Genomic DNA, 25,819 nt, shown 5'->3' with positions numbered 1-25,819 from the left:
GCGCGCTGTGGTCTGACAGCATTGATTTGCAATTTGTATTTTGCAATCAGTAGCTTATAAAGAATTAACTGTCTGGTTTACCCACCCACCACCAGAAGGGGATTCGTCATGGACATCACCCACGGCTCATCCCGGGAACACCCGGTTGTTCATCATGTTGAAGTTTCCCAAACCATGGTCTGGCTGCAGCAGGGCGTGAAGGACCTGCGCCGCGCGCCGGCCGATGCGATGTTTTATGGTGCCGTTTTTGTCTTGATGGGCTATCTGTTGATTGCCTATTTCGATAGTGCGCCACAGTTTGTACTTACCTTGTCCACGCTGTTCCTGCTGGCCGGGCCGTTTCTCGCCATCGGTCTGTATGATCTGGCGCGCCAGCATGAAAACACGTTTGCCACGCAGCGGGTCAATTTGTGGCACAGCATGGTTGCCTGGCGAGTCAATCTGCCCGGCTTTACCTTGTACGCCGCCTTGCTGGCCTTGATGGTGTTTGGCTGGTTCCGCGTTTCACTGCTCATGTTTGCGTTGTTTTTTGATACCGCAGCCCTGCCATCACTGGACAGCTTGCTGAGCAATGCCCTGTTGCCGGAAAACATGACATTCCTGCTGGCCTATTTTGGTGTCGGCTTCCTGTTTGCGGTGGCGGTGTTCTCGCTCAGCGTGGTGGCCATCCCGATGATGCTGGACAAGGATGTGGACACGGTGACCGCCATGATCAACAGCGTGCAGGCGGTGTACAAGAATCTGCTGACGATGGCGGTATGGGCCGTTATGATTGTGGCTCTTACTGCGGTGGGCTTTGCTACCTATTTCATTGGCCTGATCGTCATCATGCCCGTACTGGGGCTGGCCAGCTGGCATGCTTACCGCGCCATGATTTCCTACGAAAGCTGACGCCAGACTGATGAGCCAACCTTCCATCGTATTTCTCGACCGGGATAGCCTGCCTGTCCCGGTTCCCGCTTTTCCTTTTGCCCATACCTATCGCGAAATTTCCGCCACCACGGTGGAGCAGATTGTCCAGCATGTGGGTAATGCCGACATCGTGATCACCAACAAGGTGCCGTTCAGCCGTGAAACCCTGCTGCAGTTGCCTAGGGTGAAGATGCTGGCGGTGGCGGCCACCGGCTACAACCATATCGATATCGCCACTTGCCGTGAGCAGGGCATTGCGGTGGCCAACATCCGCCATTACGGCGACGAAACCGTGGCCGAGCATGCGTTTACCCTGATGCTGGCCCTGATGAAGAATCTGCCGGCCTACCAGCGAGATGTCGCTGCCGGTGTCTGGGAGCAGGCCAAGCAGTTCTGCCATTTTGGTGCGCCCATTCGCGACCTCAAGGGTGCCACGCTGGGTATTCTGGGCGCGGGCGGCATTGGTCAGGCGCTGGCCGAACGTGCTCGCGCCTTTGGCATGCATGTGCAGTTTGGTGAGCGCAAGGGCGTTAGCACCGTGCGCGATGGCTATGTCAGCTTTGATCAGCTGCTTGCCAGTTCGGATGTGCTGTCCTTGCATTGCCCGCTGAACGAAGAAACCCGCAACATGATTGCCCAGCCGGAATTGATGGCGATGAAGCCGGGTGCCATCCTGATCAACACCGCGCGTGGCGGACTGGTGGATGAAGAAGCGCTGGTGGCTGCGCTCAAGTTCGGCCAGCTGGGTGGTGCCGGTTTTGATGTGCTGAGTACCGAGCCGCCATCGGCCGGCAATCCAATGCTGAAGGCTCGCTTGCCGCACCTGATCGTCACGCCGCATGTCGGTTGGGCCAGTCAGCAGGCCATGCAGCGTCTGGCACAGCAACTGGTGGACAATGTCACGGCCTTTGTCAGCGGCCAGGAAGCCAATCGCCTGGTGTGAACGCAATGGCAGCGCACATGAAAAAAGCAGGCTTGCAAGCCTGCTTTTTTGTTATGCGCCTGAAGATGCTCAGTCCGGAATATCGTTGGGATTGATGCGCGGCGTTTCTTCTTCGCCCATGCCCAGCTTGCCGCGCACACAGGAAATGTAGCGGTTCACATCCGGGCCGCCGCCATAGCGCTGCGCATGCCAGATCATCTCGCCCAGGCATTCCATCATCTCGTGCTGGGCACGATGTTCGTTGCCGTGGCGCAAGGCCAGCTGGGCGTAGAGCGAACGGATGCCGAAGGGCTGGTCGATGGAACGCTGTTCCTCGATGGCCACATGCAGGCCCATGTGCAGGAACGGGTTGGTCTCACCCATTTCCGGCGTCCATTCCTGTTCCAGGTACTTTTCCGGATGATTCAGGATGGAGTGGTACTCGGGGTGGTCTATAAGAATGGAAAGCACGATCTTTTCCAGATCGGTCAGTACGCTGCCGGTCTGGTGTTTTTTCCAGGTTTCAAAAAAGAAGCCGCGCGCATCCTGGCGGCTGGGTGAGAACAACATGCGCAATACCTGAGTAGGTTTCTCGGATAAGTCCCGATTATACGGAAGGGAGCCCACCATGACCACGCTTTACGATTTTTCCATGCCCCTGCCCGATGGCAGTTCCATGGCGCTGAGCACCCTGCAGGGCCAGGTGGTATTGCTGGTGAACACGGCCAGCGAGTGTGGCTATACCCGGCAATATGCGGGCCTGCAGGAATTGCATGACAGCCTGTCCGGACAAGGCTTGCGGGTGCTGGCCTTTCCCTGCAACCAGTTTGGCGGGCAAGAACCGGGTACGGACGCCCAGATCGCCAGTTTCTGTGCCAGCCGCTTTCAACTGACGCTGCCGTTGTCGGCCAAGGTGGAGGTTAACGGCCCGCAGGCACACCCCTTGTGGCGCTGGCTGACCCAGGCGGATAGCGCACATCCTCACCCGGTGAAGTGGAATTTCACCAAGTTTCTGCTGGATGGAAAGGGCAGGGTGGTAAAACGCTTCGAACCGGCAGTGGCTCCACATGAACTGCTGCCGGATATCGAAGTCTTGCTGAGCCGGCGTGTCACTGCCGACTGAAACCGGTCTGGCTTGGAACCGCCAACAAAACCGCGTAGAGAACCCGGGCCAAGGCGCACCGCCGCAGGCAGTACATGGCGTACGGCAAGGAGGTGCAACGCTGGAGCGGGGGTTTTGTTCGCGGGGCTTACTTGCGGCGGAAGATGATGTCCCACACGCCGTGACCCAGCTTGATGCCACGGGCCTCGAACTTGGTCAGCGGACGGTAGTCCGGGCGCGGCGCATAGCCATCGGCGCTATTGGCCAGATCGCCATTGGCGCTGAACACTTCCATGATCTGGATGGCGTAGTCTTCCCAGTCGGTAGCAGCGTGCAGATAACCGCCCGGCTTCAGCTTCTTCACCAGTTTTTCCACCAGCGGGGCCTGGATCAGGCGACGCTTGTTGTGGCGTTTCTTGTGCCAGGGGTCGGGGAAGAAAATATGCACGCCGTCCAGGCTGCCGTCGGCCAGCATGTTGTCCAGCACTTCCACCGCATCGTGACGGATGATGCGCAGATTGCTCAGCTCTTTCTCGGCAATCAGCTTGCACAGATTGCCCACGCCGGGGGAGTGCACTTCCACGCCCAGATAGTCGATAGCAGGATTGGCCGCTGCAATTTCAGCGGTTGCACCACCCATGCCAAAGCCGATTTCCAGCACCTTGGGTGCCTGGCGGCCAAAAGCCTGCTCCAGGTCGATGACGGTTGGCTGATATGCAATGCCCCATTTGGGCATGCCCTCGTCCATTGCGCGTTGCTGACCTGCAGACAGATGTCCCTGACGCAGCACAAAGCTTCTGATGGCGCGCCCGAATGCCGGATTTTCCATGTGATTCAAACAGATAATTGCAAGAAGACGCGCATGTTACCGAATCTTGCCGGCCTTAGCGAGTGCCACGCTCTGCCAGGCCGGATTTGCCGCCAGTTGTGCGACAAATTCGCGTGCCGTGGGGTAGCGCAGCGTCACGCCCAGTTCTGCCAGGCGCTGGTGGCGAAAGCGGCGGGATTCCGCCATGTAAGACCATAAACCCGGGCTGACGGCCGCTTGTACTTCTGCGCGGGATAGCCGTGGCGGTAGTGGCATGGACAGTGCATCAGCCAGCATGGCATACCAGTCGGTGATGGTGAGTGGTTCCTGGTCGCAGGCATTGTAAATGCGGATGCCGCCACGGTTTTGCTGCAGGCTGGCAATACACAGGCTGGCCAGGTCATCGGCGTGGATATGATTACTGAAGCTGTCTTCTTCTGGCCGGATCAAGGGCGTGTTTTGCACAAGACGGGTCAGCGGCAGGCGCTCGAGCGCATAAATGCCGGGTGCGCGCAGAATGGTCAGCTGGCTGCCATGGCGGCGGGCAAAGGCTCGTAGGGTATTTTCTGCATCCAGCCGGCGCCAGGCGCGCTCGGTTTGCGGCATGGGGGGCGAACATTCATCCAGCCAGTTACCGGCGCTATTTCCATACACGCCAGTAGTGCTGATATAGCTAATACGCTGTGGTATCCTGTCGGCTTTTGCCAGTGCGTACAACAACTTGCGCGTGCGGCTGTCGCGCATTCCGTGGCTTGGTGGTGGTGCGGTTATCCACAGATCATCAGCCAGACCGGCCAGCCGCTCCAGGCTGGCGGCATCGTCCAGATTGGCCATGACCGGAATGGCACCGCCAGCGCGCGCCGTTTCAGCCGCTTGCGCGTGATGTGCCAGAACCAGCACTTTCCAGTGCTGCACGAGTCGGGGCAGGGCCCGTCGGGCGACATCACCCATGCCTGCAATCAATAAAGTACGCATAGGCTGCATCTTACCGAGATTTGGAATAATAAAGGTACCCAATGACTTCCCAGGTCAAAGTGCTCCCGAGCGGGCATACGTTCAGTGTTGAAGCGCATGAAACCATTCTGGAAGCGGCTTTGCGCCAGAATGTCGGTTTGCCTTATGGCTGCCGTGACGGTGCTTGTGGCGCCTGCAAGGGCAAGGTCGTGGAGGGTGAGGTCAGCCAGGATGGCTATCAGGAAAAAGCCCTGCCGGAAAGCGAACGCATCCAGGGCATGACCCTGTTCTGCTGTGCCCGCCCGCAAGGCGATATCACCATTGAAGCCCGTGAAGTGGCCGGTGCTGGTGACATCCAGATCAAGACCCTGCCGTGCCGCGTGGAAAGCATGGTGAAAATGCACGACGTTGCCGTGCTTAAACTGAAATTGCCGGTTTCCGAACGCCTGCAATTCCGTGCCGGTCAGTACATCGACATCCTGATGAAGGATGGCAAGAAACGCAGTTTCTCCATTGCCAATGCGCCGCATGATGATGCCTTCCTGGAGCTGCATATCCGTCATCAGCCCGGTGGCAGTTTCTCCGATTACGTCTTCACCCAGATGAAGGAGCGCGAAATCATGCGCTTCAAGGGCCCGATGGGTTCTTTCTTCCTGCGTGAGGATTCGGACAAGCCCATCATTTTCGTGGCCAGCGGTACCGGCTTTGCGCCGGTCAAGGGCATCATCGAACACGCTATCCATCACGGTATCCAGCGTCAGATGGTGCTGTATTGGGGTGCACGCACCAAGGCAGACCTCTACATGGCTGAACTGGCTGCCAGCTGGCAGGCCGCGCATGCCAACATCACCGTGATTCCGGTGTTGTCCGAGGCGCTGCCGGAAGACGAATGGCAAGGCCGCACCGGTTTTGTACATCAGGCGGTACTGGATGACTTTGCCGACCTGTCCGGCCACCAGGTGTATGCCTGTGGTGCTCCGGTCATGGTGGAGTCTGCCCATCGCAGCTTCATTGCCGAACGCAAGCTGCCGGAAGACGAATTCTTCTCTGACGCCTTCTTCCTGTCCAAGGACATGGGTGGTAACAAGCAGCCCTGATCTGCCAGTTCTCTGCCATCAGACAGCCCCTGTCATGCAGGGGCTGTTTTATTTTTGTACTTGCCACCGAAATGGCCGCTCTGCGGGGTATGTCCGGCATCGTTCTGTTTTTGCGGGACTTTCCAGTTGTCCGCAGGACGCGGACAGATTGTTGATTTGCGTCAACATCCACATTTTTTGTAGGGTTATTATGACCATCGACTAATCAATCAAGGCGGCAAACGCCAGCTATGAGGAGTGGGAGATGGAACTGCTAGGTCAACTTCTTTCCGACGATGTCGGTGTTCTGGGTTTGGCAACCATTGTCTTTGCTACTGTGGTGGTATGTGGTGTGATTTTTGTGATCAGTCGTAAGGTGAAGAACGCAGGACCGAACGACTGACAGGTTTAGCACCAGTTGGTGTGTGTCCAGATTTCCTCTTGATGTGTGTGTTGGTGGATACGGTGGTGGGCCGTATCCATTTTTTTTGCCTGCCGTTTGTCTATCAGTCTTTATTGAAAAACAATTTATTGAAAATTACCAATAAAGAACAAATCCATATAGATAAATCCAATTTGGATAGACAGGCCGCTCTGCCTATAACCCAGCCATCTTTCTGCTGTAGCCCTTTTTTGTTCCATTTTTTCATTTGATCCTGATCAAACATATGTAGCTGCTTTCTGGAATAGGAGCGCTTCGATGACTATCATTGCATCATTGAATTAGAAATTAATAATATACAGATAGTTTTCAGGTTAATGTATTTCACGGAGAACGAAAATGTCCACTGATACAGAAGTGCAAGGTGGCGGAGCACCCAAACTGAAACTGGGTGCACTTACCGCACTGGTAGTGGGTTCCATGATTGGCGGCGGCATCTTCTCGCTACCGCAAAACATGGCGGCAGGTGCCGGCGCCGGCGCCATCATCATTGGTTGGGCCATCACCTTCCTCGGCATGCTGACGCTGGCATTTGCCTTCCAGATGCTGGCCAACCGCAAACCGGAAGTAGAAGGCGGGGTTTACGGTTATGCCCGCGCTGGTTTCGGTGACTACATGGGCTTCAACTCGGCCTGGGGTTACTGGATTTCGGCCTGGATCGGCAATGTGTCCTACTTTGTCGTGATGTTCTCGGCACTGGGTTTCTGGTTCCACGCTTTTGGCGACGGCAACACGCCAACCGCCATCATCTGTGCCTCCATCCTGCTGTGGGGCCTGCATTTCCTGGTATTGCGTGGCGTGCATGGTGCGGCATTCATCAACACCATCACCACCATTGCCAAACTGGTACCGCTGGCGCTGTTCATCGTACTGGTGGTGTTTGCCTTCAAGATTGACACCTTCAATCTGGACTTCTGGGGTAATCCGAAGCTGGGCTCCATCGTCGATCAGGTGAAGAGCACCATGCTGGTGACCGTGTGGGTGTTCATCGGTATCGAAGGTGCGTCGATGTTCTCGGGCCGTGCCGAAAAAATGAGCGATGTGGGCAAGGCTACCGTGGTGGGCTTCCTGCTGACCATTGCCCTGCTGGTGGCGGTATCGGTACTGGCACTGGGCGTGATGACCCAGCCCGAACTGGCTGCGCTGAAGAACCCGTCCACTGCTTACGTGCTGGAAAAGGCCATTGGCCCCTGGGGTGCCAACATCATGAATGCAGGTCTGGTGATTTCTGTCGGTGGTGCACTGCTGGCCTGGACGCTGCTGGCTGCTGAAGCACCTTACCTGGCAGGCAAAGACGGTGTGATGCCGCGCATCTTCGGCACCACCAATGCCAACGGTTCCCCGGCAGCTTCGCTGTGGCTGACCAACGGTCTGATCCAGCTGTTCCTGATCATCACCCTGTTCAGCTCGGCCGGTTACCTGGCACTGCTGTCGCTGGCTACCTCGATGATCCTGATTCCTTACCTGCTGTGTGCCGTGTATTCCTTCATGGTGGCCCGGCGTGGTGAAGGCTACCAGGCTGGTGAAGGCAAGGGCCGTGACCTGAGTATTGCCGGTATCGCCAGTGTGTACGGTGTATGGCTGATCTACGCCGCTGGTGTGAAGTATCTGTTCCTGTCGATGGTGCTGTACGCCCCGGGCCTGCTGTTCTACCTGTGGGCCAAGAAAGAACATGGCGAGAAGCCGTTCAAGGGTGCCGAAGCCGTACTGGCCGCCATCATCGTGGTTCTGGGCGCCATCGCCGCCTACGAACTGATTACCGGCCAGCTCACCCTCTGACCTGAAAACAATACGGAGGAGCGCGTGAAGCGCGCTCCCCCACCCCTTACCCGAATTGCAGGAGTTTGATCATGACAAAATTTGGTGTTCATTCCGAATGCGGCAAGCTGCGCAGCGTGATGGTGTGCCGTCCGGGCCTGGCCCACAAACGCCTCACCCCCGACAACTGCCACGACCTGCTGTTTGATGACGTGATCTGGGTAGAACGCGCCCAGAAAGACCACGCCTACATGGTTGAACAGATGCGCGCCCGCGGCATCCATGTGATCGAAGCCCACGACGCACTGGCCCAGGTACTGGACGACAAGGCCGCCCGCAGCTGGCTGCTGGACCGCAAGGTCAAGGCTGACAACGTCGGGATCGGCATGCTGACCGACCTGCGCAGCTGGCTGGACGAAATGCCGTCCACCCAACTGGCCGAGCACCTGATCGGCGGCATCGCCAAGTTCGAACTGCCGTTCGACCCCAAAGGCCTGTTCGGCGGCTATCTGGACCAGTCCGAATTCGTCATCCCGCCGATTCCCAACAGCCTGTTCCAGCGCGACCCGTCCTGCTGGATCTACGAAGGCGTGACGCTCAACCCGATGTACTGGCCGGCTCGCCGTCAGGAAACCCTGATCCTGCAAGCCATCTATCAGCACCACCCGTACTTCGCCGGCAAGGTGAAGGTATGGTGGGGCGACTGTGACAAGAACCACGGCCCGGCCACGCTGGAAGGCGGCGACGTGATGCCGATCGGCAACGGCGTGGTGCTCATCGGCATGGGCGAACGCACCAGCCCGCAAGCCGTGGTGCAAGTGGCCAAGAACGTGCTGGGCAAGGAAGGCGGCGCCACCCGCGTCATCGCTTGCCAGATGCCCAAGTCGCGTGCCGCCATGCACCTGGACACCGTGTTCAGCTTCCTCGATATCGACCTGCTGTCGGTGTTCCCGGACGTGGTCAACGAAATCGTCTGCACCAGCATCTACGCCGGTGACAAGGACGGCGAAGTCCGCTTCGAACGCCACGACGGCGTACCGTTTACCGAAGTGGTACGCCAGGCCCTCGGCCTGAAGGAAGTGCACATCATCCAGACCGCCGGCGATGCCTACCAGCGCGAACGCGAACAATGGGATGACGGCAACAACGTGGTGGCCCTGGACCGCCGCGTGGTGGTGGCCTACGACCGCAACACCTACACCAACAAGCTGATGCGTCAGCACGGGGTGGAAGTGATCGAGATTCCGGCCTCCGAACTGGGCCGCGGCCGTGGCGGTGGTCACTGCATGACCTGCCCGATCATCCGTGACGAAGTGAAGATTTAAACCGCTGCACCTGCAGCACACCAAGCACATCAATATTGCCCGGTGGCGACGGCCAAGCCCGCCACCCGGCACCGGAACAAGGAGTGTTACCATGGCTTTCAATCTGCGCAACCGCAACTTCCTCCGCATGCTGGACTTCACCCCGCGCGAAATCCGCTACATGCTCGACCTGGCCCGCGACCTGAAACGCGCCAAGTACACCGGCACCGAACAGCAACACCTGAAGGGCAAGAACATCGCCCTGATCTTTGAAAAAACCTCCACCCGCACCCGCTGTGCGTTTGAAGTAGCCTGCTACGACCAGGGCGCCAACGTCACCTACCTCGGACCGTCCGGCTCGCAGATCGGCATCAAGGAATCGATGAAAGACACCGCCCGCGTACTGGGTCGCATGTATGACGCCATCGAATACCGTGGCTTCGACCAGGACATGGTGGAAAACGAGCTGGCCAAATTCGCCGGCGTCCCGGTGTACAACGGCCTGACCGACGAATGGCATCCCACCCAGATGCTGGCCGACGTGCTGACCATGTGGGAAAACAGCGACAAGCCGATCTCGCAAATCAGCTACACCTACCTGGGTGACGCCCGCAACAATATGGGCAACTCCCTGCTGGTGATCGGCACCAAGCTGGGCATGGACGTGCGCATCGGCGCGCCGAAACACCTGTGGCCGAGCGATGAACTGGTGGCTGAATGCCGTGAAATCGCCACCAAGACCGGCGCCCGCATCACCCTGACCGAAGACGCTGCCGAAGCCGTCAAGGGCACCGACTTCATCCACACCGACGTGTGGGTATCGATGGGCGAACCGGCCGAAGTGTGGGCCGAACGCATCCGCCTGCTGAAGCCTTACCAAGTGAATGCCGCGCTGATGGCTGCTGCACAGAACCCGCAAGTCAAGTTCATGCACTGCCTGCCGGCCTACCACAACAGCGAAACCAAGGTGGGCAAGGAAATCGCCGCGCAATACCCGGACCTGGCCAATGGCATTGAAGTGACCGAAGACGTGTTCGAAAGCGAAGCCTGCATTGCCTTCGAGCAAGCCGAGAACCGCATGCACACCATCAAGGCCATCCTGGTCGCCACCCTGGGCGATTAAGACTGGACAACGTGGCAAAGCCCCGCTGCGTTGTTGCGCCGCCTTGCCGTACGACTTGTACTGTCTGCGGCGGCGCGCCTGGCAGCAGCCGCTGCGCTGACTTTGCCACGTCGCCAGCGTGTAAGGCAAAACGCCGTGCAAGCAGCTGAATCACCTGAAGTTGAAGTCTGACAGCTATACCGCTTCACCCACCACGACGACACCCCCTTGAAGTCGTGGCGGCGGAATCCGCTCCCCCTCACTCAGGCGGATTCCACCCTCCGGCAGGTCATCCCCCGGTGACCTGCCGCCCCATCCGACACACACCGGCCTGCCACAGGCAGACCGGCCACGCCACTGTCCCGACTGTGCGGACAGGGCCAGAAAAGGAAACATCATGCGAGTCGTCGTAGCCCTGGGCGGCAATGCCCTGCAACGTCGTGGCGAAGCCATGACCGCTGACAACCAGCGCGCCAACGTCAAGGTGGCCGCCGAACAACTGGCCGCCGTCACCCGGCTGGGCCACAACCTGGTGATGTGCCACGGCAACGGCCCGCAAGTCGGCCTGCTCGGCCTGCAAAACGACGCCTACGCCCGCCACGTCGACGGCAAGGTCACCCCCTATCCGCTGGATGTACTGGGTGCCCAGACCGAAGGCATGATCGGCTACATGATCGAACAGGAACTGGGCAACGTGCTGCCGTTTGAAGTGCCGCTGGCCACCATCCTCACCCAGACCGAAGTCGACGCCGCCGACCCCGCCTTCCAGAACCCCACCAAGTTCGTCGGCCCGGTGTACAGCAAGGAAGAAGCCGAAGCGCTGGCGGCCAGCCACGGCTGGACGGTGAAAGCCGACGGCGACTACTACCGCCGCGTGGTGCCCAGCCCGAAACCGAAACGCATCTTCGAACTGCGCCCCATCAAATGGATGATCGAAAAAGGCGCGGTCGTGATTGCTGCCGGCGGCGGTGGCATCCCCACCATGTACCAGGGTGACAAACTGGTCGGCGTGGAAGCGGTGATCGACAAAGACCTGGCCTCCGCCCTGCTGGCACGCGAAGTGGAAGCGGATTACTTCGTCATCGCCACCGACGTGAAGAGCGTGTTTGTTGGCTGGGGCACTCCCGAAGCCAAAGCCATCCGTCACGCCCACCCGGACGAAATGGACAAGCTGGGCTTTGCCGCCGGTTCGATGGGCCCGAAAGTGGAAGCCGCCTGCGAATTCGCCCGCCTGACCGGCAAGCGTGCAGTGATTGGCGCGCTGGAAGACATCGAGAAGATCGTCAAGGGCGAAGCCGGCACCATCATCTCCACCGAGAAGAGCGGTATCGAGTGGTACTGAGGCAGGGCGCTGCAACACCTGCGGCGGCGTTGCGACGTCGGCTGAAGGGCAGGTGAGATGTGGATCAACAAGGGCTGCTGCGGCAGCCCTTGTTGCATGGTGGCGGCAGAATCAGGCCAGGCCCAGTTCCGCGGCATGGTCGCGGCATAATGCCTGCCCGGCCGCATAGCCTGCCTGATACATCTGCGACAGGTTGGAGTAGGACCAGTCCAGCTCCTGCTCGCGCTGTTCCGGACGGATGAACTTGTCATAGGCCACGCGCAGCAACTTGGTGCGCGGCTTGCCCTCGGCATCCTTGTTATGCAGGGCCTCGAACAGCTTCAGGTCATCGCGGGCAATTTCAGTCAGCGGGGTGATGATGGACTGCACCCACGCGTCGTACAGATCACGCGGTGGATGCAGGATCTCTTCGCTGCCCAATACATCGAATACCACGGTGGTATCGATATAAGGGTGATCCTGGAACAGGCGCTTGAAGTTGAGGGTGTCAATGGCAGCGCCTTCGATGTAGTAATCACCATCCAGCAGGTAAGGCGGATAGATCAGCGGGAAGGACAGCGCGGCCAGAAAATGTTCGTGGTTGATCTGCTGCTTGTTCCAGCAATCCATGCGCTTTTTGCTGAGGTTGTAGGCATTCAGATAAAACTGCGGCTTGATGTCGGCCAGTCTGGCAAAGTCCACTACCTGGTCGATAAACGGTACATGCGCGCACAGGCCCTGGCTTTTGGCGTTCAGATCGCTGGGGCAGAGTGTGGCCATCAACCAGCTGCTCCAGTCTGCCGCCAGCCGTTGCAAGGGGCCCTGGTCTGCCTGGGCCTGGATGGCTTGCAGTACCGGATTGGCCTGCTGCCACTGGCGCCACAGGTCGGCCAGCGGGCCGGGTTTGTTGAATACCTTGAAGTTGACTGGGAAGAGAGAGTACAGCGCATCGGCAACCCCCATGTCGGCCAGTTTTTCCAGCGCAGCTTTCGGGTCCTGCCCTTTGGCGGCGGTATAGAGCAAGCCGACAATGGCACCCGCACCCGAGGTGGAAATGATGTCGAACTCCACACCCGCTTCGATGAAGGCTACCAGCGAACCTGCCATCAAGGTGGCGTTAGGGGCGCCGCCGCCCAGTACCAGCGCCAGCGATTTCTTCTTGCTGCTCATGTCTGCCACTCCTGCATGGGAAATAGTCAGAATTATGCTTTATGAATTGTGAATTTTCTTTGATTTTTTAAGAAAATTCTTAGCAAGAGCTGTCTGTTTGGCTACGTGGTTTTACCATGTACCTTGCAATACACAATAGCTAGGACTAGAATCCGGTCTGACCTTGCGTTGGGCACGTCAAACTATCGTGCAATGCAAGGTATGGGGTGAAACATGAAAACACAGTTGAAGAAGGGCACGCTGGACATGTGTGTGCTGGCTGCATTGGCGGCTGGGGACAGTTACGCCTACGAATTGGTGAGCATCCTGTCGCGCAGCATGGAGGTGAGTGAGGGAACCATGTATCCCCTGATGCGCCGCCTGCAGGCCGAGGCCTGGGTATCGACTTATCTGGTGGAGTCGGCCAGCGGGCCATCGCGCAAGTACTACACCTTGACGGCAGAAGGCCGACGGCAGCTGGCACTGATGCAGCAGGAATGGCAGGAGTTTGTCGGCGACGTAAACAGTGTGTTGCAACTGGCCGCAGGCCGGGCCACGGGAGAAACAGCATGAACCAACAGGAATTCATCCGTCAGTTGCAGGACGCACTGGCACGACTGCCGCAGCAAGAGAGACAGGAAATCATCGCCGATTATCAGGAATATTTCCGCGATGGACTGGCTGCAGGCCGAAGTGAGGCGGACATTGCCGCAGGCCTGGGTGACCCGCAACAACTGGCGCGGGAACTGATGGCGCGTCACCACATTGCCCGCTGGGAGGATCGCAAGACGCTCGGCAACCTGTTTGCCGTGGTGGGGGCCATTGCCGGCATGGGCCTGCTCAACTTCCTGTTGGCCGTTCCCTTCCTGTTTTATCTGTGGATGCTGACCATGGCGGCACTGGCGTCCACCGGCATCCTGATTGGCGGTCTGGTGCTGTTTGGCACCCTGGCCTGCAATGAGCTGTTCGGCTGGCCGGCCATCCACGAATCGCGTGATGTCCGGGCCATCTGGTCCGATTTTGCCCAGGGCGGCCCGGCGGGCAACATTCATATCCGTGGCCGTAATGGCGAAACGGTTGATGTGGTGCGCGAGGCGTCGTCCGGCCGGGCCAGCATTCATATCCAGTCCAGTGATGGCACGGTCAGCCTGGAGCGCAATGCCAGCGAGGCACTTGGCCGGCTGCAGATCAAGGATGAAACCGGGCAGGTGGATATCGGTGGTCTGGACTGGGGCCTCAGCCGCCATGGCATGCTGCTGACCGGCTTGTTATTGATTGCGCTGGGTGGTGGTGGCTTGTTTCTATGCTACTTGCTGGCGCGCTGGACCTGGCGTGGTTTGCTGGCCTATGGCCGTTACCAGCTGGGTTTGCTGGACAAGGCCAGGGGGAAGGATGTTTGACTAGTCTGGAGTGACAAGCAAAAACGGACCCGCGGGTCCGTTTTGCATGGTGATGACGCTGAGAGCCTTAATGGCCGTCGTAGGAGCAGACGGTGAAGACATCCAGCCCGCTATCGCGGATCAGCTTGCCGCCGCCCAGTTCCGGCAGCTCGATGATGGCGGCGGCTTCCAGTACATCCGCCCCCAGTTTCTTCAGCAAGTTGTAACCGGCCATCATGGTGCCGCCGGTGGCGACCAGATCGTCGATCAGCACTACCCGGTCACCCGCCTTGCAGGCATCGGTGTGGATTTCCACCGTGGCATTGCCGTATTCCAGCTCGTATTCTTCCGCAACCGTGGTGAATGGCAGCTTGCCCTTCTTGCGGATGGGTACGAAGCCGACATTCAGTTCGTAAGCCAGTACCGAGCCGATGATGAAGCCACGTGCGTCGAGCCCGGCAATCAGATCCACCTTTTCCAGCATGTAGCGATGCACATAGATATCGATCAGCATGCGGAAGGTTTTCGGGTTTTGTAGCAGCGGGGTGATGTCGCGGAACATCACGCCTTGGCTGGGCCAGTTGGGCACGGTGCGGATCCAGCCTTTCAGATAGCTGGAATAGTCGAGATTGCTGAGATTTTCCATGGCGCTATTGTACTTTCAAATGAAGCGACCGTGTTTGCTGTCGCACAAAGCAAAAAGGCCCGCCGCACCACGCAGCAGGCCTTGAGTGACCGGATCAGGATCAGGCAAAGAATGCCAGCTTGAAGATCCACAGTGCGGCAATCACCACGACTGCCGGTTTCAGGTCGGCAAAGCGGCCCGCCAGAATCTTGATCACAGCATAGCTGATGAAGCCAAAAGCGATACCGTCGGCAATCGAGAAGGTAAACGGCATGGCCAGTGCAGTCATCACTGCAGGGGCGGACTCGGTCAGGTCGCTCCAGTCGATTTCCGCCAGACCGCGTGCCATCAGCACGGCAACATAGCACAGGGCCGGTGCGGTGGCGTAGGCCGGTACGGTTTTGGCCAGCGGCGAAATCCACAGGCAGGCCAGGAACAGGATGGCCACCACGGTGGCGGTCAGGCCGGTACGACCACCCACGGCGGTGCCGGCGGCGGATTCGATATAGGCGGTGGTGGAGGAGGTGCCCATGATGGCACCGGCAGTGATGGCCACCGAGTCAGCCAGCAACGCGCGCTTCAGGCGCGGCAGCTTGCCGTCCTTGTCCAGCAGGCCGGCGCGGTGCGACACACCCACCAGCGTGCCGGTGGTGTCAAACAGGTCGACAAAGAAGAACACGAAGATCACGCCCACCAGACCGGCGCTCATGGCACCGTGCAGGTCCATCTTCATGAAGGTGGGTTCCATGCTCGGCACCGGAGCGAAGATGCCTTCAAACTTGGACAGGCCCAGCGCGATGGACAGTGCGGTCACCACCAGGATGCCGATGATGATGGAGCCCGGCACCTTGCGGTATTCCAGCGCCACGATCAGGAAGAAGCCCAGAATGGCCAGCAGGGTGGTCGGATTGTGGATGTTGCCCAGCGTCAGGTAAGTGGCCGGATGCGCTGCAATCACGCCGGCATCTTTCAGCGCGATGATGGCCAGGAACATGCCGACACCGGCAGAAATGGCAAACTTGAGCGAACGCGGAATGGCGTTGACGATGGCTTCACGCACCTTGAACAGGCTGACGGCCAGGAACACGATGCCGGAAATGAATACTGCACCCAGAGCCGCCTGCCAGGGGATCCCCATGCCCTTGACCACGCTGAAGGTGAAGTAAGCATTCAGGCCCATGCCCGGTGCCAGTGCCATCGGATAATTGGCTACCAGACCCATGATGGCGGTGCCAAGTGCAGCGGCCAGGCAGGTCGCCACGAAGACTGCGTTCAGGTCCATGCCGGTGGCCGACAGGATCAGCGGATTGACCAGGATGATGTACGCCATGGTCAGGAAAGTGGTGAAGCCGGCAATGACTTCGGTCTTGACCGAAGTGCCGTGTTCCCTCAGCTTGAAAAAGCTTTCCAGTATTTGCATGTCAGAGATGCTCCGAGCCTTGTTATGGTTTGGTGAAGACGCGCGATTTTACTTCGGTGTGAAGACAAATACCTAAATCTTGACATGAAGATACTTTTGCACTTAACCGGAAAAGCAGTCTGTGGTATTCTGAAAAATTACCCTTTCTTTGGCAGGAAGCGCGTTTGATGACCAAAGCAGTCGGGAACATCTATATCGTAGTGGCCCCGTCCGGTGCCGGCAAAACCTCTTTGGTGTCTGCCCTGTTGCAGGCCGAACCCGCGGTGGAGTTGTCCATCTCCTACACCACGCGTGCGGCCCGCACCGGTGAAGTGGATGGTCAGCATTATCATTTTGTCGATCATGCGACTTTCCAGTCCATGATTGCCGCCGGTGACTTCCTGGAATATGCCGAAGTGTATGGCAATTTCTACGGCACCAGCGTGCGCTGGCTGCAAAGCCGCCTGGAAGAGGGACGCGACATCCTGCTGGAAATCGACTGGCAAGGGGCGGAGCAGGTGCGCAAGGTTTTCCCCGAGGCACTTGGCATTTTCATTCTGCCGCCGTCCATCGAAGAGCTGGAACGCCGCCTGCGCGGTCGTGGCACGGACACCGAAGAAGTCATTCTGCGTCGCCTGGCCTCTGCCCGCTCGGAAATCGACAAGGTCGCAGAATACGACTACATAGTGGTCAACGATGACTTCGAACGCGCCCGTCTGGACCTGATCAGCATTTTCCGTGCACGCCGCCTGCGTGCTGCCGTGCAAGTGGTGCGGCTGGCCCCGGCACTGGCGCGCATGGGCGTGCAGCGCAGCTAGCACGCATTGGTTGCCCCGGCAAAACTCGATATAGTTAAACGCATTGCGTTTCATTCATGAAAGAAATCACATGGCACGTATTACCGTAGATGACTGCCTGGATCGTATCCAGAACCGTTTTGACCTGACCCTGGCTGCAGCTTACCGCGCCCGTCAGGTAGCCTCCGGTGCCACCGCCTTTGTGGATGCCGGCCGTCACAAGCCGACCGTGGTTGCGCTGCGTGAAATCGCGGCTGGCCATGTTGGTCGTGAAGTCCTGACTCGCAACAAGGGCTGATCTGGGTGGTGGCGGAGCGAAGCATGGAGACCGGAGTTCAGAGCGTCATCGACTACAACGCACTGATCGAGCGCGAAGCCGCGGCCTTTTTCGAGGCGGCGGCGCGCTACCTGAAGCCGGAAGACGTGCAACTGCTGCGCCAGGCATTCGAAGTCAGTCGTGAAGCGCACGAAGGCCAGACGCGCAAGAGCGGCGAACCTTACATCACCCACCCGCTGGCCGTAGCCACCATGCTGACCGACTGGCGGCTGGATGTGCAGGGCCTCGCGGCGGCGTTGCTGCATGATGTGCTGGAAGACACCGGGGTGACCAAGCCCACCCTGGTGGAGAAGTTCGGCAAGGTGGTGGCCGACCTGGTGGACGGCCTCTCCAAGCTGGAAAGGCTGGAGTACCAGACCAAGGAAACCGCCCAAGCGGAAAACTTCCGCAAGATGGTGCTGGCCATGGCGCGCGACATCCGCGTCATCATCGTCAAGCTGGCTGACCGGCTGCACAATATGCGCACGCTGGACTCCATGCGCGAGGACAAGCGCCAGCGCATTGCGCTGGAAACGCTGGAAATCTACGCGCCGATTGCCAACCGCATCGGTCAGAACAAGGTGTATCGCGAACTGCAGGATCTGGCCTTCAAGCACCTGCATCCGCATCGCTACAGCGTACTGTCCAAGGCAGTGCGTGCCGCACGCGGTAATCGCCGCGAAGTGGTCAACAAAATCCTGAAAACTGTCAGCCAGCGGCTGGTGGAAAGCAATATCGAAGCCACCATCAAGGGGCGCGAGAAAAACCTGTACAGCATCTACAAGAAAATGCAGGAAAAACACCTGTCGTTTTCCGAGGTGCTGGATATTTACGGTTTCCGCGTGGTGGTGAACGACATTCCCAGTTGCTACCTGGCGCTGGGTGCCCTGCACAGCCTGTACAAGCCCATTCCGGGCAAGTTCAAGGATTACATCGCCATTCCCAAGGGCAATGGCTACCAGAGCCTGCACACCACCTTGTTCGGCCCGTACGGCACGCCGGTGGAAATGCAGATCCGCACCCGTGAAATGAACGGTGTGGCTGAAGCCGGTGTGGCTTCGCACTGGATGTACAAGAGCGGCGATGCCGGCATCAATACTGCCCAGCAGCGCACGCACCAGTGGCTGCAAAGCCTGCTGGACATGCAGGAGGAGAGCGACGACGCCGTCGAATTCCTCGAGCACATCAAGATCGACCTGTTCCCGGACGAAGTGTACGTGTTCACCCCCAAGGGCAAGATCATGGTGCTGCCGCAAGGCTCCACCCCGGTCGACTTTGCCTATGCCGTACATACCGACGTCGGTCATCGCTGTATTGCCGCGCGCGTCAATCATGTGCTGATGCCCCTGCGCACCGTGCTGCGCAATGGCGATACGGTGGAAGTCATCACCTCCACCCAGGCCAAGCCCAACCCGTCCTGGCTCACCTTCGTGCAGAGTGGTCGTGCGCGCTCCGGCATACGCAATTATCTGAAGAGCCTGCAGCGCGAAGAAGCTTCCACACTGGGTGAAAAACTGCTCAAGCAGGCGATTGGTGCCTTGGCGGTATCACCGCTGCTGCTGGACGATGCACTCAAGGCCGAGTACATGGCGGTGCATGGCGACAAGCTGCAAGGCTTTGCCGAAGTGCTGGCAGAAATCGGCGCCGGCAAGCTGCTGCCCATTGCCGTGGCACGCCGTCTGGTGGAGCTGGCGGGTGAGCGTCTTGGCGAGGACGTCAAGGTTGGCCCTGTCACCATCCGTGGCAATGAGGGTGGAACGGTACAGCTGTCCAGCTGTTGCAACCCGCTGCCGGGTGATGAAATCCTCGGTGTCATCACCAAGGGTCAGGGCCTGGTGATTCACCGGGTGGCTTGTCCGAATGTGCAGCGTGTCGATCATGACAAGCTGTTGAATGTGAACTGGGAAACCCAGCGCGACCGCATGTTCGGTGTCAGCGTCAGTGTGTTGGCGCGCAACGAGCGCGGTGCCCTGGCGGATATTGCCGCTGCCATTTCCCAGGCTTCGGCCAATATCGAAAGCGTGGACACGCAGGACACCCATGTGGGCGATGGCTTCATCCACATTCATTTCCGTTTGCAGGTGGAGAGTGTGGATCACCTCTCCCGCGTACTGAATGCCGTGCAAAGCCTGGTGGTGGTGCAGCGGACGGAGCGGAGATAACACATGCAATTGCGCATCAATGGTGAAATGAAAGAATTCGCCCGGCTGGCCACGGTGGCCGAGCTGGTGCAGGCGCTGGAGATTGGAGACAAGCGCATTGCCGTCGAGCTGAACGGAGAAATCGTACCGCGCAGCCAGCATGCCGTGATGGCCCTGGCCGACGGGGATGAGCTGGAAATCGTCGTTGCCGTTGGCGGCGGCTGACAACACCGTAGCAAGGAGTAGACAGTGCAGGATCAACTGGTCATCGCAGGCAAGGCATACAATTCCCGTTTGCTGGTTGGCACCGGCAAATACCGCGATTTCGAACAAACCGCCCAGGCGCTGGATGCCTCCGGTTGCGATATCGTCACCGTCGCCATCCGGCGCGTGAATCTGGGCCAAAACGCAGGTGAACCCAATCTGCTCGATTTTTTGCCGCGAAACCGTTACACTCTGCTCCCCAATACGGCGGGGTGTTATTCCGCCGAGGATGCCATCCGTACCTTGCGCCTGGCGCGCGAGCTGCTGGATGATCACCGGCTGGTGAAGCTGGAAGTGCTGGGTGATTCCGGCAATCTCTTCCCCAACGTCAAGGAAACCCTGAAAGCTGCCGAAGTGCTGGTGGCCGAAGGCTTTGATGTCATGGTGTATACCTCCGATGACCCGATCATTGCGCGTGAGCTGGAACAGATAGGCTGTTGCGCAATCATGCCGCTGGCCAGCCTGATTGGCTCCGGCATGGGCATTCTGAATCCGTGGAACCTGAAACTGATCATCGAGCAATCCAGTGTGCCGGTGCTGGTGGATGCCGGGGTGGGTACCGCCTCCGATGCGGCCATCGCCATGGAACTGGGTTGTGATGGCGTGCTGATGAATACCGCAATTGCCGCTGCCGGCAATCCGGTATTGATGGCGCATGCCATGAAACTGGCTGTCGAGGCTGGCCGTGCTGCTTACTGTGCAGAGCGGATGCCGAAACGTTTTTATAGCGCTGTACCAAGTTCTCCTAGTGAGGGGGTGATTTCTTCTCGCAAGCCGTGATGCACAAAAGCGCCACAAAAAGCTTGCCGGGAATGCTTCAGACTTTTACAAACTGCGTATTGTTGTTAAAATGCTGTTTTTTATAGGTTGCCCTATGGGCGCAGCCTAGAAATCTAAGGATACTTGAGTCAATGCCGAATATTCGCGTTAAAGAAAACGAGCCGTTCGAAGTCGCCATGCGTCGCTTCAAGCGCGCTGTAGAAAAAACCGGTCTGCTGACCGAACTGCGTGCTCGCGAGTTCTACGAAAAGCCGACCACCGAACGCAAGCGTAAGCACGCTGCTGCCGTTAAGCGCCACTACAAGCGCATTCGCAGCCAGATGCTGCCGCCGAAACTCTACTAAGAGTTGCATCGGTCATAAAGCGGGACCGCAGGCCATGCCTGCGGTTTTGCCATTTGTACTCCAGAATTCTCGCCATGTCTTGACATGGCCCTCCCGTGAGCACGACATGAGCCTCAAAGTCCGTATCAGCGATGATATGAAGTCCGCCATGAAGGCGAAGGAAACCGAGCGTCTGGCCGCAATTCGCCTGTTGATGGCCGCTATCAAGCAGAAGGAAGTGGACGAACGCATCGAGCTGGATGATGCCGCCATCGTGGCGGTGATCGACAAGATGCTCAAGCAGCGCCGTGATTCCATTTCCCAGTACGAAGCGGCCCAGCGCCAGGACCTGGCCGACAAGGAAAAAGCCGAAATGACCGTGCTGATGGCCTATATGCCGCAGCAACTGTCCGAGGCTGAAATCGACGAGCTGGTTGCCAAGGCCGTGGTCGATAGCGGTGCGGCTTCCATGCAGGACATGGGCAAGGTCATGGGCCTGTTGCGTCCCCAGTTGGCTGGTCGAGCCGATATGGCATTGGTTTCGACGCGTATCAAGGCCAGGCTCTCTGCCTGATCTCCGGCCGGTTGCCGCATGGTGCCGGTAATGTTTTTTCCGTGTAAGGCAGGTGTTCGGCGTTGATTCCACAGGACTTTGTTGATCAGTTGCTGTCCCGTGTCGATCTGGTCGACGTGGTGGATCGCTATGTCCCGCTGAAAAAGGCTGGCCAGAACTATCTGGCCTGCTGCCCGTTCCACAAGGAAAAATCCCCCTCTTTCACGGTAAGCCCCAGCAAGCAGTTCTATCACTGCTTTGGCTGTGGTGCGCATGGCTCGGCCATCGGCTTTGTCATGGAGTATCAGGGGCTGGGCTTTGTCGACGCTGTCAAGCTGCTCGCCGAAAGTATCGGCATGCAGGTGCCACAGGTGCGTACCGCCAACCCGGAAGCAAGCCGGGTGGCGCGCGAACGCCAGATGTCGCTGGAAGAAGCCATGCAATTGGCTGCCGGTTATTACAAGCAGCAGTTGAAGACGGCCCCGGTTGCCATCAGTTACCTGAAAGGGCGCGGTGTCAGCGGCGAAGTGGCAGGTCGCTTCGGTCTGGGCTATGCCCCGGGTGACTGGCAGAACCTGCAAGCTGTTTTCCCGCAGTATCAGGATGACAAGCTGGTGGATGCGGGCCTCGTCATTTTCAACGAGGAAAGCGGCAAGCGTTACGACCGTTTCCGTGAGCGGGTGATGTTTCCCATCCGCAACCAGCGTGGTGCCATCATCGGTTTTGGTGGTCGCGTGCTGGGCAAAGGGGAGCCGAAGTATCTGAACTCGCCGGAAACGGTGCTGTTTGAAAAAGGCCGTGAGCTGTACGGCCTGTACGAAGCCCGCCAGGCTATCCGCGAGAAGAACCGCGTGCTGGTGGTTGAAGGTTATATGGATGTGGTGGCGCTGGCCCAGTACGGCATCAGCTATGCGGTTGCCACACTGGGAACGGCGACTACCGGTGAGCATGTGCGCAAGCTGATGCGCCATGCAGACCAGGTTTATTTCTGTTTTGACGGTGACAAGGCTGGCCAGAAGGCAGCCTGGCGTGCGCTGGAAAACAGCCTGCCGCAATTGCAGGATGGCAAGGCGCTGAATTTCCTGTTCTTGCCGTCAGAACACGACCCGGACAGTTATGTACGGGAGTTCGGTGCCGAGGCATTCGAACAACAGTTGGCAGAGCACAGCCTGCCACTGTCGGTTTACTTTACCCGCGAGCTGACAGGCCGCGTGGACATGAATACGCCGGAAGGGCGCGCCGACCTGATCAAACAGGCCAGCCCGCTTCTGGCACAGATTGCAGCACCGGCGCTTGGCTTCATGATCAGAAAGCGGCTGGCAGAACTTGCCGGCATGGACGTCGACGATTTCGACATGCTGACCACAGGCAAGAAGGCGCCGGAGCGCAAGGGCAAGCGGGAATACCGTTTGCCGGAGGAATCATATCGCCAGATCAACACGCCCATTGTTCACAAGCAGATCAAATGGCTGCTGATGAACCCGGCGTGGGCCAGCGATGTGAGTTTGCCGGACAGCCTGCCGCTGTCCGACGAGCTGGCCTGCTTTGCGATGTTGGCCGAAAGCGTGCAACAACACGAACAGCCGCCCAATACGGCGCAATTGATAGAGGGCTTGCGTGGCACCCCCTACGAAGGGCTGATCGACAGTGTATTGCACCAGGCCATGCAGGATCCGGACGAGTTTGCCGATCCCGGAGAGGATGACCGCATCCAGTTTCAGCATGGCAACGCCAGGCTGTTGAAAATGTTGCGTGAAGCCCAGGTGGAAAGGCTAAAACTGAAAGACCGTAATGAAGGTCTAAGTCCGGAAGAAAAAGCATTATTCAGGGAACTGCTCCGAGACCTGCTCGGTTCACCACCGTGAGCCCGGGCGGAAGTGACGTAGTTGTGTTATAATCAACTGTTTTTTTCGGCTTTTTTAAAGCAGGAAGCAAAATGGCGGCCTCTCCCGAAAATCAAAAAGATGTGCAGGACAACGAAGAACAGGTCATGAGCCTGGAAGAGCAGCGTAAACGGCTGCGCCAGCTGATTGCCCTGGGCAAGGAACGTGGTTATCTCACCTACGCCGAGATCAACGACCACCTTCCGGAAGATGTGTCCGATGCCGAACAGATTGAAAACATCGTCACGATGATTTCCGGTCTGGGCATCCAGGTTTATGATGAAGCACCGGACGCAGAAACCCTGCTGATGTCCGATGCCACGCCGGCCGTGGCCGACGAAGATGCGGTGGAAGAAGCCGAGGCGGCCCTGTCGTCGGTGGATTCCGAGTTTGGCCGCACCACCGACCCGGTGCGCATGTACATGCGTGAAATGGGTTCGGTCGAGCTGTTGACCCGCGAAGGCGAAATCGAAATTGCCAAGCGTATCGAAGACGGCCTCAAGCACATGATTCTGGCGATCTCGGCCTGTCCGGGTACGGTTGCCGAAGTGCTGGAGCTGGTTGAGCGCATTGGCAAGGAAGAAATCCGCGTTGATGAAGTGGTGGATGGTTTCATCGACCCCAATGCCGAAGCTGCTGAAGCAGCGGCGATCCCGTTTGCCGAGCCGGAAGTCGAAGAAGACGCCCTGCTGGAAGATGAGGAAGAAGAGGCCGAGGACGACGAAGCCAGCGCCGAAGCCGCCAATCTGGCCAATCTGGAAGAACTCAAGCAGCAGACACTGGAGCACTTTGCCGGTGTGCGCATGATGTTCGACAAGATGGTCAAGGTACTGGAAAAAGAAGGCTCCAAGTCCAAGGCTTATCTGGAACTGCAAGACGCCATCACCACCGAATTCATGATGGTGCGCTTCTCCACCCGCCAGATCGAATCGCTGTGTGAATCGCTGCGCCGTCGCGTCAATGAAATCCGTACGTTCGAACGCGATATCCAGGATATCTGCGTGACGCGCGTGCGCATGGACCGCACCCACTTCATCAAGGTATTCCCCGGCAACGAAATCAACACCGCCTGGGTGGAAACCGAAATCGATTCCGGCAAGGCCTGGAGCGAGGCGCTGACCCGCTTCAAGTACGCCATCATCGAGAAGCAGACCAAGCTGTCCGAGCTGCAGGATCGCGCCATGCTGCCGATCAAGGAGCTCAAGGAAATCAACCGCCAGATGTCGGCGGGTGAGTCCAAGGCGCGCCGTGCCAAGAAGGAAATGATCGAGGCCAACCTGCGTCTGGTGATTTCCATCGCCAAGAAGTACACCAACCGTGGCTTGCAGTTCCTCGACCTGATCCAGGAAGGCAATATCGGCCTGATGAAGGCGGTGGACAAGTTCGAATACCGTCGTGGTTACAAGTTCTCGACCTATGCCACCTGGTGGATTCGTCAGGCCATCACCCGCTCGATCGCGGACCAGGCCCGCACCATCCGTATTCCGGTGCACATGATCGAAACCATCAACAAGATGAACCGCATTTCGCGTCAGATCCTGCAGGAAACCGGCCGTGAGCCGGACCCGGCCGAACTGGCGGAAAAAATGGAAATGCCGGAAGAGAAGATTCGCAAGATCATGAAGATTTCCAAGGAGCCCATCTCCATGGAAACCCCGATTGGCGATGACGACGATTCCCATCTGGGTGATTTCATCGAGGACCAGAACAACCTGGCACCGTCCGATGCTGCGATGTACTCCAGCCTGAAGGACGCCACCAAGGAAGTGCTGGATACCCTGACTCCGCGTGAGGCCAAGGTATTGCGCATGCGTTTTGGTATCGACATGAATACCGACCACACGCTGGAAGAAGTGGGCAAGCAGTTTGACGTGACGCGTGAGCGTATCCGTCAGATTGAAGCCAAGGCCTTGCGCAAGCTGCGTCACCCGACCCGTTCGGAACGCCTGCGCAGCTTCCTGGACAACGAGCCGGGCGGTCAGTAATACAGCCTGTCTTTCAAGACGGCATCCCCAAGCTGCTTGCATCAGGGCTTGGGGATTTTTATTTCATTCTGTTATACTGCGCAGCTTCGGGCCTCTAGCTCATGCTTGGTTAGAGCAGCGGACTTAACAAGTGAACTCCTACGACTCGCAAGAGTACGGAGCGCACTGATTGGGTTGCCTTGGAGCAAGTTGACTCTGCTCCCTGGTAGAACTGCTCAAATTCGGGGAAACCTCTGCTGCCGTGGCGGCGTGGCAATCCCGAGCGAAGCTCTCGCAAGAGAGAACGTGTAGAGACTGTACGGGCAGGTCGTAAAGACAAGAGACAGTCCAGACCACAAACCCGAAAGGGGCGGCGAAAGCCGTAGCGGGTAAGCATAATCCGTTGGTGCCGGGTTCGACTCCCGGGGGGCCCACCAAATCAAAAGCCGCTGTGATTCATTCACAGCGGCTTTTTCATGCCTGCAAGAAATGTGGCGATTGCTTGGGCATGTCCGGCACCACCGCTTGACTACCCTGACGGGGCC

26 protein-coding genes are annotated in these 25,819 nt (G+C 58.4%); 20 read left to right on the top strand and 6 right to left on the bottom strand.

Annotated elements, in window-relative coordinates:
- Positions 1-108 precede the first annotated feature (108 nt).
- Positions 109-891: a DUF2189 domain-containing protein gene (locus DKK66_RS04255; protein WP_045845393.1), complete on the top strand. Its 783-nt coding sequence runs from the start codon at positions 109-111 to the stop codon at positions 889-891.
- Positions 892-901: 10 nt separating this feature from the next.
- Positions 902-1,855, top strand: coding sequence for a D-2-hydroxyacid dehydrogenase (locus DKK66_RS04250; RefSeq protein WP_131355783.1), 954 nt, complete (start codon positions 902-904; stop codon positions 1,853-1,855).
- Between the two features lie 69 nt (positions 1,856-1,924).
- On the opposite strand, the gene DKK66_RS04245 is transcribed toward DKK66_RS04250, so the two are convergent.
- Positions 1,925-2,404 (bottom strand): DUF1841 family protein, encoded by a 480-nt coding sequence (locus tag DKK66_RS04245; protein WP_045845391.1) that lies wholly within the window; start codon positions 2,402-2,404, stop codon positions 1,925-1,927.
- A 58-nt stretch (positions 2,405-2,462) separates the two neighbouring features.
- On the opposite strand from DKK66_RS04245, the gene DKK66_RS04240 reads away from it, so the two are divergent.
- Positions 2,463-2,957, top strand: a complete 495-nt coding sequence (locus tag DKK66_RS04240; protein WP_045845390.1) for a glutathione peroxidase — start codon at positions 2,463-2,465, stop codon at positions 2,955-2,957.
- Between the two features lie 127 nt (positions 2,958-3,084).
- On the opposite strand, the gene trmB is transcribed toward DKK66_RS04240, so the two are convergent.
- Entirely contained in the window at positions 3,085-3,765 is a 681-nt protein-coding gene (gene trmB, locus DKK66_RS04235; protein ID WP_131355780.1) for a tRNA (guanosine(46)-N7)-methyltransferase TrmB, read from the bottom strand.
- Between the two features lie 36 nt (positions 3,766-3,801).
- On the bottom strand, positions 3,802-4,719 hold the full coding sequence (locus DKK66_RS04230) for an SDR family oxidoreductase (RefSeq protein WP_131355777.1): 918 nt from the start codon (positions 4,717-4,719) through the stop codon (positions 3,802-3,804).
- A 41-nt stretch (positions 4,720-4,760) separates the two neighbouring features.
- Between DKK66_RS04230 and DKK66_RS04225 the strand changes: the two genes are divergently transcribed.
- The 6 genes from DKK66_RS04225 (at position 4,761) to arcC (ending at position 11,722) form a co-directional block, all read left to right on the top strand.
- The gene (locus tag DKK66_RS04225; protein WP_131355774.1) at positions 4,761-5,795 is read left to right on the top strand and encodes a CDP-6-deoxy-delta-3,4-glucoseen reductase; all 1,035 of its coding nucleotides are present in this window, start codon (positions 4,761-4,763) and stop codon (positions 5,793-5,795) included.
- Between the two features lie 244 nt (positions 5,796-6,039).
- Entirely contained in the window at positions 6,040-6,177 is a 138-nt protein-coding gene (locus tag DKK66_RS04220; protein ID WP_082086308.1) for a DUF3149 domain-containing protein, read from the top strand.
- Positions 6,178-6,555: 378 nt separating this feature from the next.
- A complete protein-coding gene (arcD, locus tag DKK66_RS04215; protein WP_131355769.1) occupies positions 6,556-7,995 on the top strand; it encodes an arginine-ornithine antiporter in 1,440 nt (479 codons plus the stop codon).
- 71 nt (positions 7,996-8,066) lie between these two features.
- On the top strand, positions 8,067-9,299 hold the full coding sequence (locus DKK66_RS04210) for an arginine deiminase (protein ID WP_131355766.1): 1,233 nt from the start codon (positions 8,067-8,069) through the stop codon (positions 9,297-9,299).
- A 91-nt stretch (positions 9,300-9,390) separates the two neighbouring features.
- Complete coding sequence (locus DKK66_RS04205) at positions 9,391-10,401, top strand: ornithine carbamoyltransferase (RefSeq protein WP_131355763.1); 1,011 nt, start codon at positions 9,391-9,393, stop codon at positions 10,399-10,401.
- A 376-nt stretch (positions 10,402-10,777) separates the two neighbouring features.
- Complete coding sequence (gene arcC, locus DKK66_RS04200; protein WP_131355761.1) at positions 10,778-11,722, top strand: carbamate kinase; 945 nt, start codon at positions 10,778-10,780, stop codon at positions 11,720-11,722.
- A 111-nt stretch (positions 11,723-11,833) separates the two neighbouring features.
- On the opposite strand, the gene DKK66_RS04195 is transcribed toward arcC, so the two are convergent.
- The gene (locus tag DKK66_RS04195; protein WP_131355758.1) at positions 11,834-12,871 is read right to left on the bottom strand and encodes a patatin-like phospholipase family protein; all 1,038 of its coding nucleotides are present in this window, start codon (positions 12,869-12,871) and stop codon (positions 11,834-11,836) included.
- A gap of 213 nt (positions 12,872-13,084) precedes the next feature.
- On the opposite strand from DKK66_RS04195, the gene DKK66_RS04190 reads away from it, so the two are divergent.
- Positions 13,085-13,423 carry a PadR family transcriptional regulator gene (locus DKK66_RS04190; protein ID WP_131355748.1) on the top strand — a complete coding sequence of 113 codons (339 nt, stop codon included), beginning with the start codon at positions 13,085-13,087 and terminating at the stop codon, positions 13,421-13,423.
- Positions 13,420-14,250, top strand: coding sequence for a DUF1700 domain-containing protein (locus DKK66_RS04185; RefSeq protein WP_165494104.1), 831 nt, complete (start codon positions 13,420-13,422; stop codon positions 14,248-14,250). The genes DKK66_RS04190 and DKK66_RS04185 overlap by 4 nt, the downstream gene beginning before the upstream one ends.
- Positions 14,251-14,317: 67 nt before the next feature.
- On the opposite strand, the gene DKK66_RS04180 is transcribed toward DKK66_RS04185, so the two are convergent.
- Both DKK66_RS04180 and DKK66_RS04175 read right to left on the bottom strand, forming a co-directional pair.
- Entirely contained in the window at positions 14,318-14,875 is a 558-nt protein-coding gene (locus DKK66_RS04180; protein WP_045845436.1) for an adenine phosphoribosyltransferase, read from the bottom strand.
- 100 nt (positions 14,876-14,975) lie between these two features.
- The gene (locus tag DKK66_RS04175; protein ID WP_045845437.1) at positions 14,976-16,274 is read right to left on the bottom strand and encodes an NCS2 family permease; all 1,299 of its coding nucleotides are present in this window, start codon (positions 16,272-16,274) and stop codon (positions 14,976-14,978) included.
- Positions 16,275-16,441: 167 nt separating this feature from the next.
- On the opposite strand from DKK66_RS04175, the gene gmk reads away from it, so the two are divergent.
- The 9 genes from gmk to rpoD all read left to right on the top strand — a co-directional run bounded on the left by gmk (position 16,442) and on the right by rpoD (position 25,295).
- Positions 16,442-17,071, top strand: a complete 630-nt coding sequence (gmk, locus tag DKK66_RS04170) for a guanylate kinase (protein WP_045845438.1) — start codon at positions 16,442-16,444, stop codon at positions 17,069-17,071.
- 70 nt (positions 17,072-17,141) lie between these two features.
- Positions 17,142-17,348 carry a DNA-directed RNA polymerase subunit omega gene (rpoZ, locus tag DKK66_RS04165; RefSeq protein WP_045845439.1) on the top strand — a complete coding sequence of 69 codons (207 nt, stop codon included), beginning with the start codon at positions 17,142-17,144 and terminating at the stop codon, positions 17,346-17,348.
- Between the two features lie 23 nt (positions 17,349-17,371).
- Positions 17,372-19,528, top strand: coding sequence for a bifunctional (p)ppGpp synthetase/guanosine-3',5'-bis(diphosphate) 3'-pyrophosphohydrolase (locus DKK66_RS04160; RefSeq protein WP_045845440.1), 2,157 nt, complete (start codon positions 17,372-17,374; stop codon positions 19,526-19,528).
- Positions 19,529-19,531: 3 nt separating this feature from the next.
- A complete protein-coding gene (thiS, locus tag DKK66_RS04155) occupies positions 19,532-19,732 on the top strand; it encodes a sulfur carrier protein ThiS (RefSeq protein WP_045845441.1) in 201 nt (66 codons plus the stop codon).
- Positions 19,733-19,756: 24 nt separating this feature from the next.
- Complete coding sequence (locus tag DKK66_RS04150) at positions 19,757-20,551, top strand: thiazole synthase (protein ID WP_045845442.1); 795 nt, start codon at positions 19,757-19,759, stop codon at positions 20,549-20,551.
- Between the two features lie 131 nt (positions 20,552-20,682).
- Positions 20,683-20,895: a 30S ribosomal protein S21 gene (gene rpsU / locus DKK66_RS04145; protein WP_045845443.1), complete on the top strand. Its 213-nt coding sequence runs from the start codon at positions 20,683-20,685 to the stop codon at positions 20,893-20,895.
- A 106-nt stretch (positions 20,896-21,001) separates the two neighbouring features.
- On the top strand, positions 21,002-21,448 hold the full coding sequence (locus DKK66_RS04140) for a GatB/YqeY domain-containing protein (RefSeq protein ID WP_045845444.1): 447 nt from the start codon (positions 21,002-21,004) through the stop codon (positions 21,446-21,448).
- A gap of 62 nt (positions 21,449-21,510) precedes the next feature.
- Positions 21,511-23,292, top strand: coding sequence for a DNA primase (gene dnaG, locus DKK66_RS04135; protein WP_131355742.1), 1,782 nt, complete (start codon positions 21,511-21,513; stop codon positions 23,290-23,292).
- A 71-nt stretch (positions 23,293-23,363) separates the two neighbouring features.
- Positions 23,364-25,295: an RNA polymerase sigma factor RpoD gene (rpoD, locus tag DKK66_RS04130; RefSeq protein ID WP_131355740.1), complete on the top strand. Its 1,932-nt coding sequence runs from the start codon at positions 23,364-23,366 to the stop codon at positions 25,293-25,295.
- Positions 25,296-25,819 lie beyond the last annotated feature (524 nt).

The sequence above is a fragment of the Aquitalea sp. USM4 genome, from assembly GCF_004328945.1.
Classification (GTDB): Bacteria; Pseudomonadota; Gammaproteobacteria; order Burkholderiales; family Chromobacteriaceae; genus Aquitalea; species Aquitalea pelogenes.
This window is presented reverse-complemented; position numbering and strand designations above follow the sequence as displayed.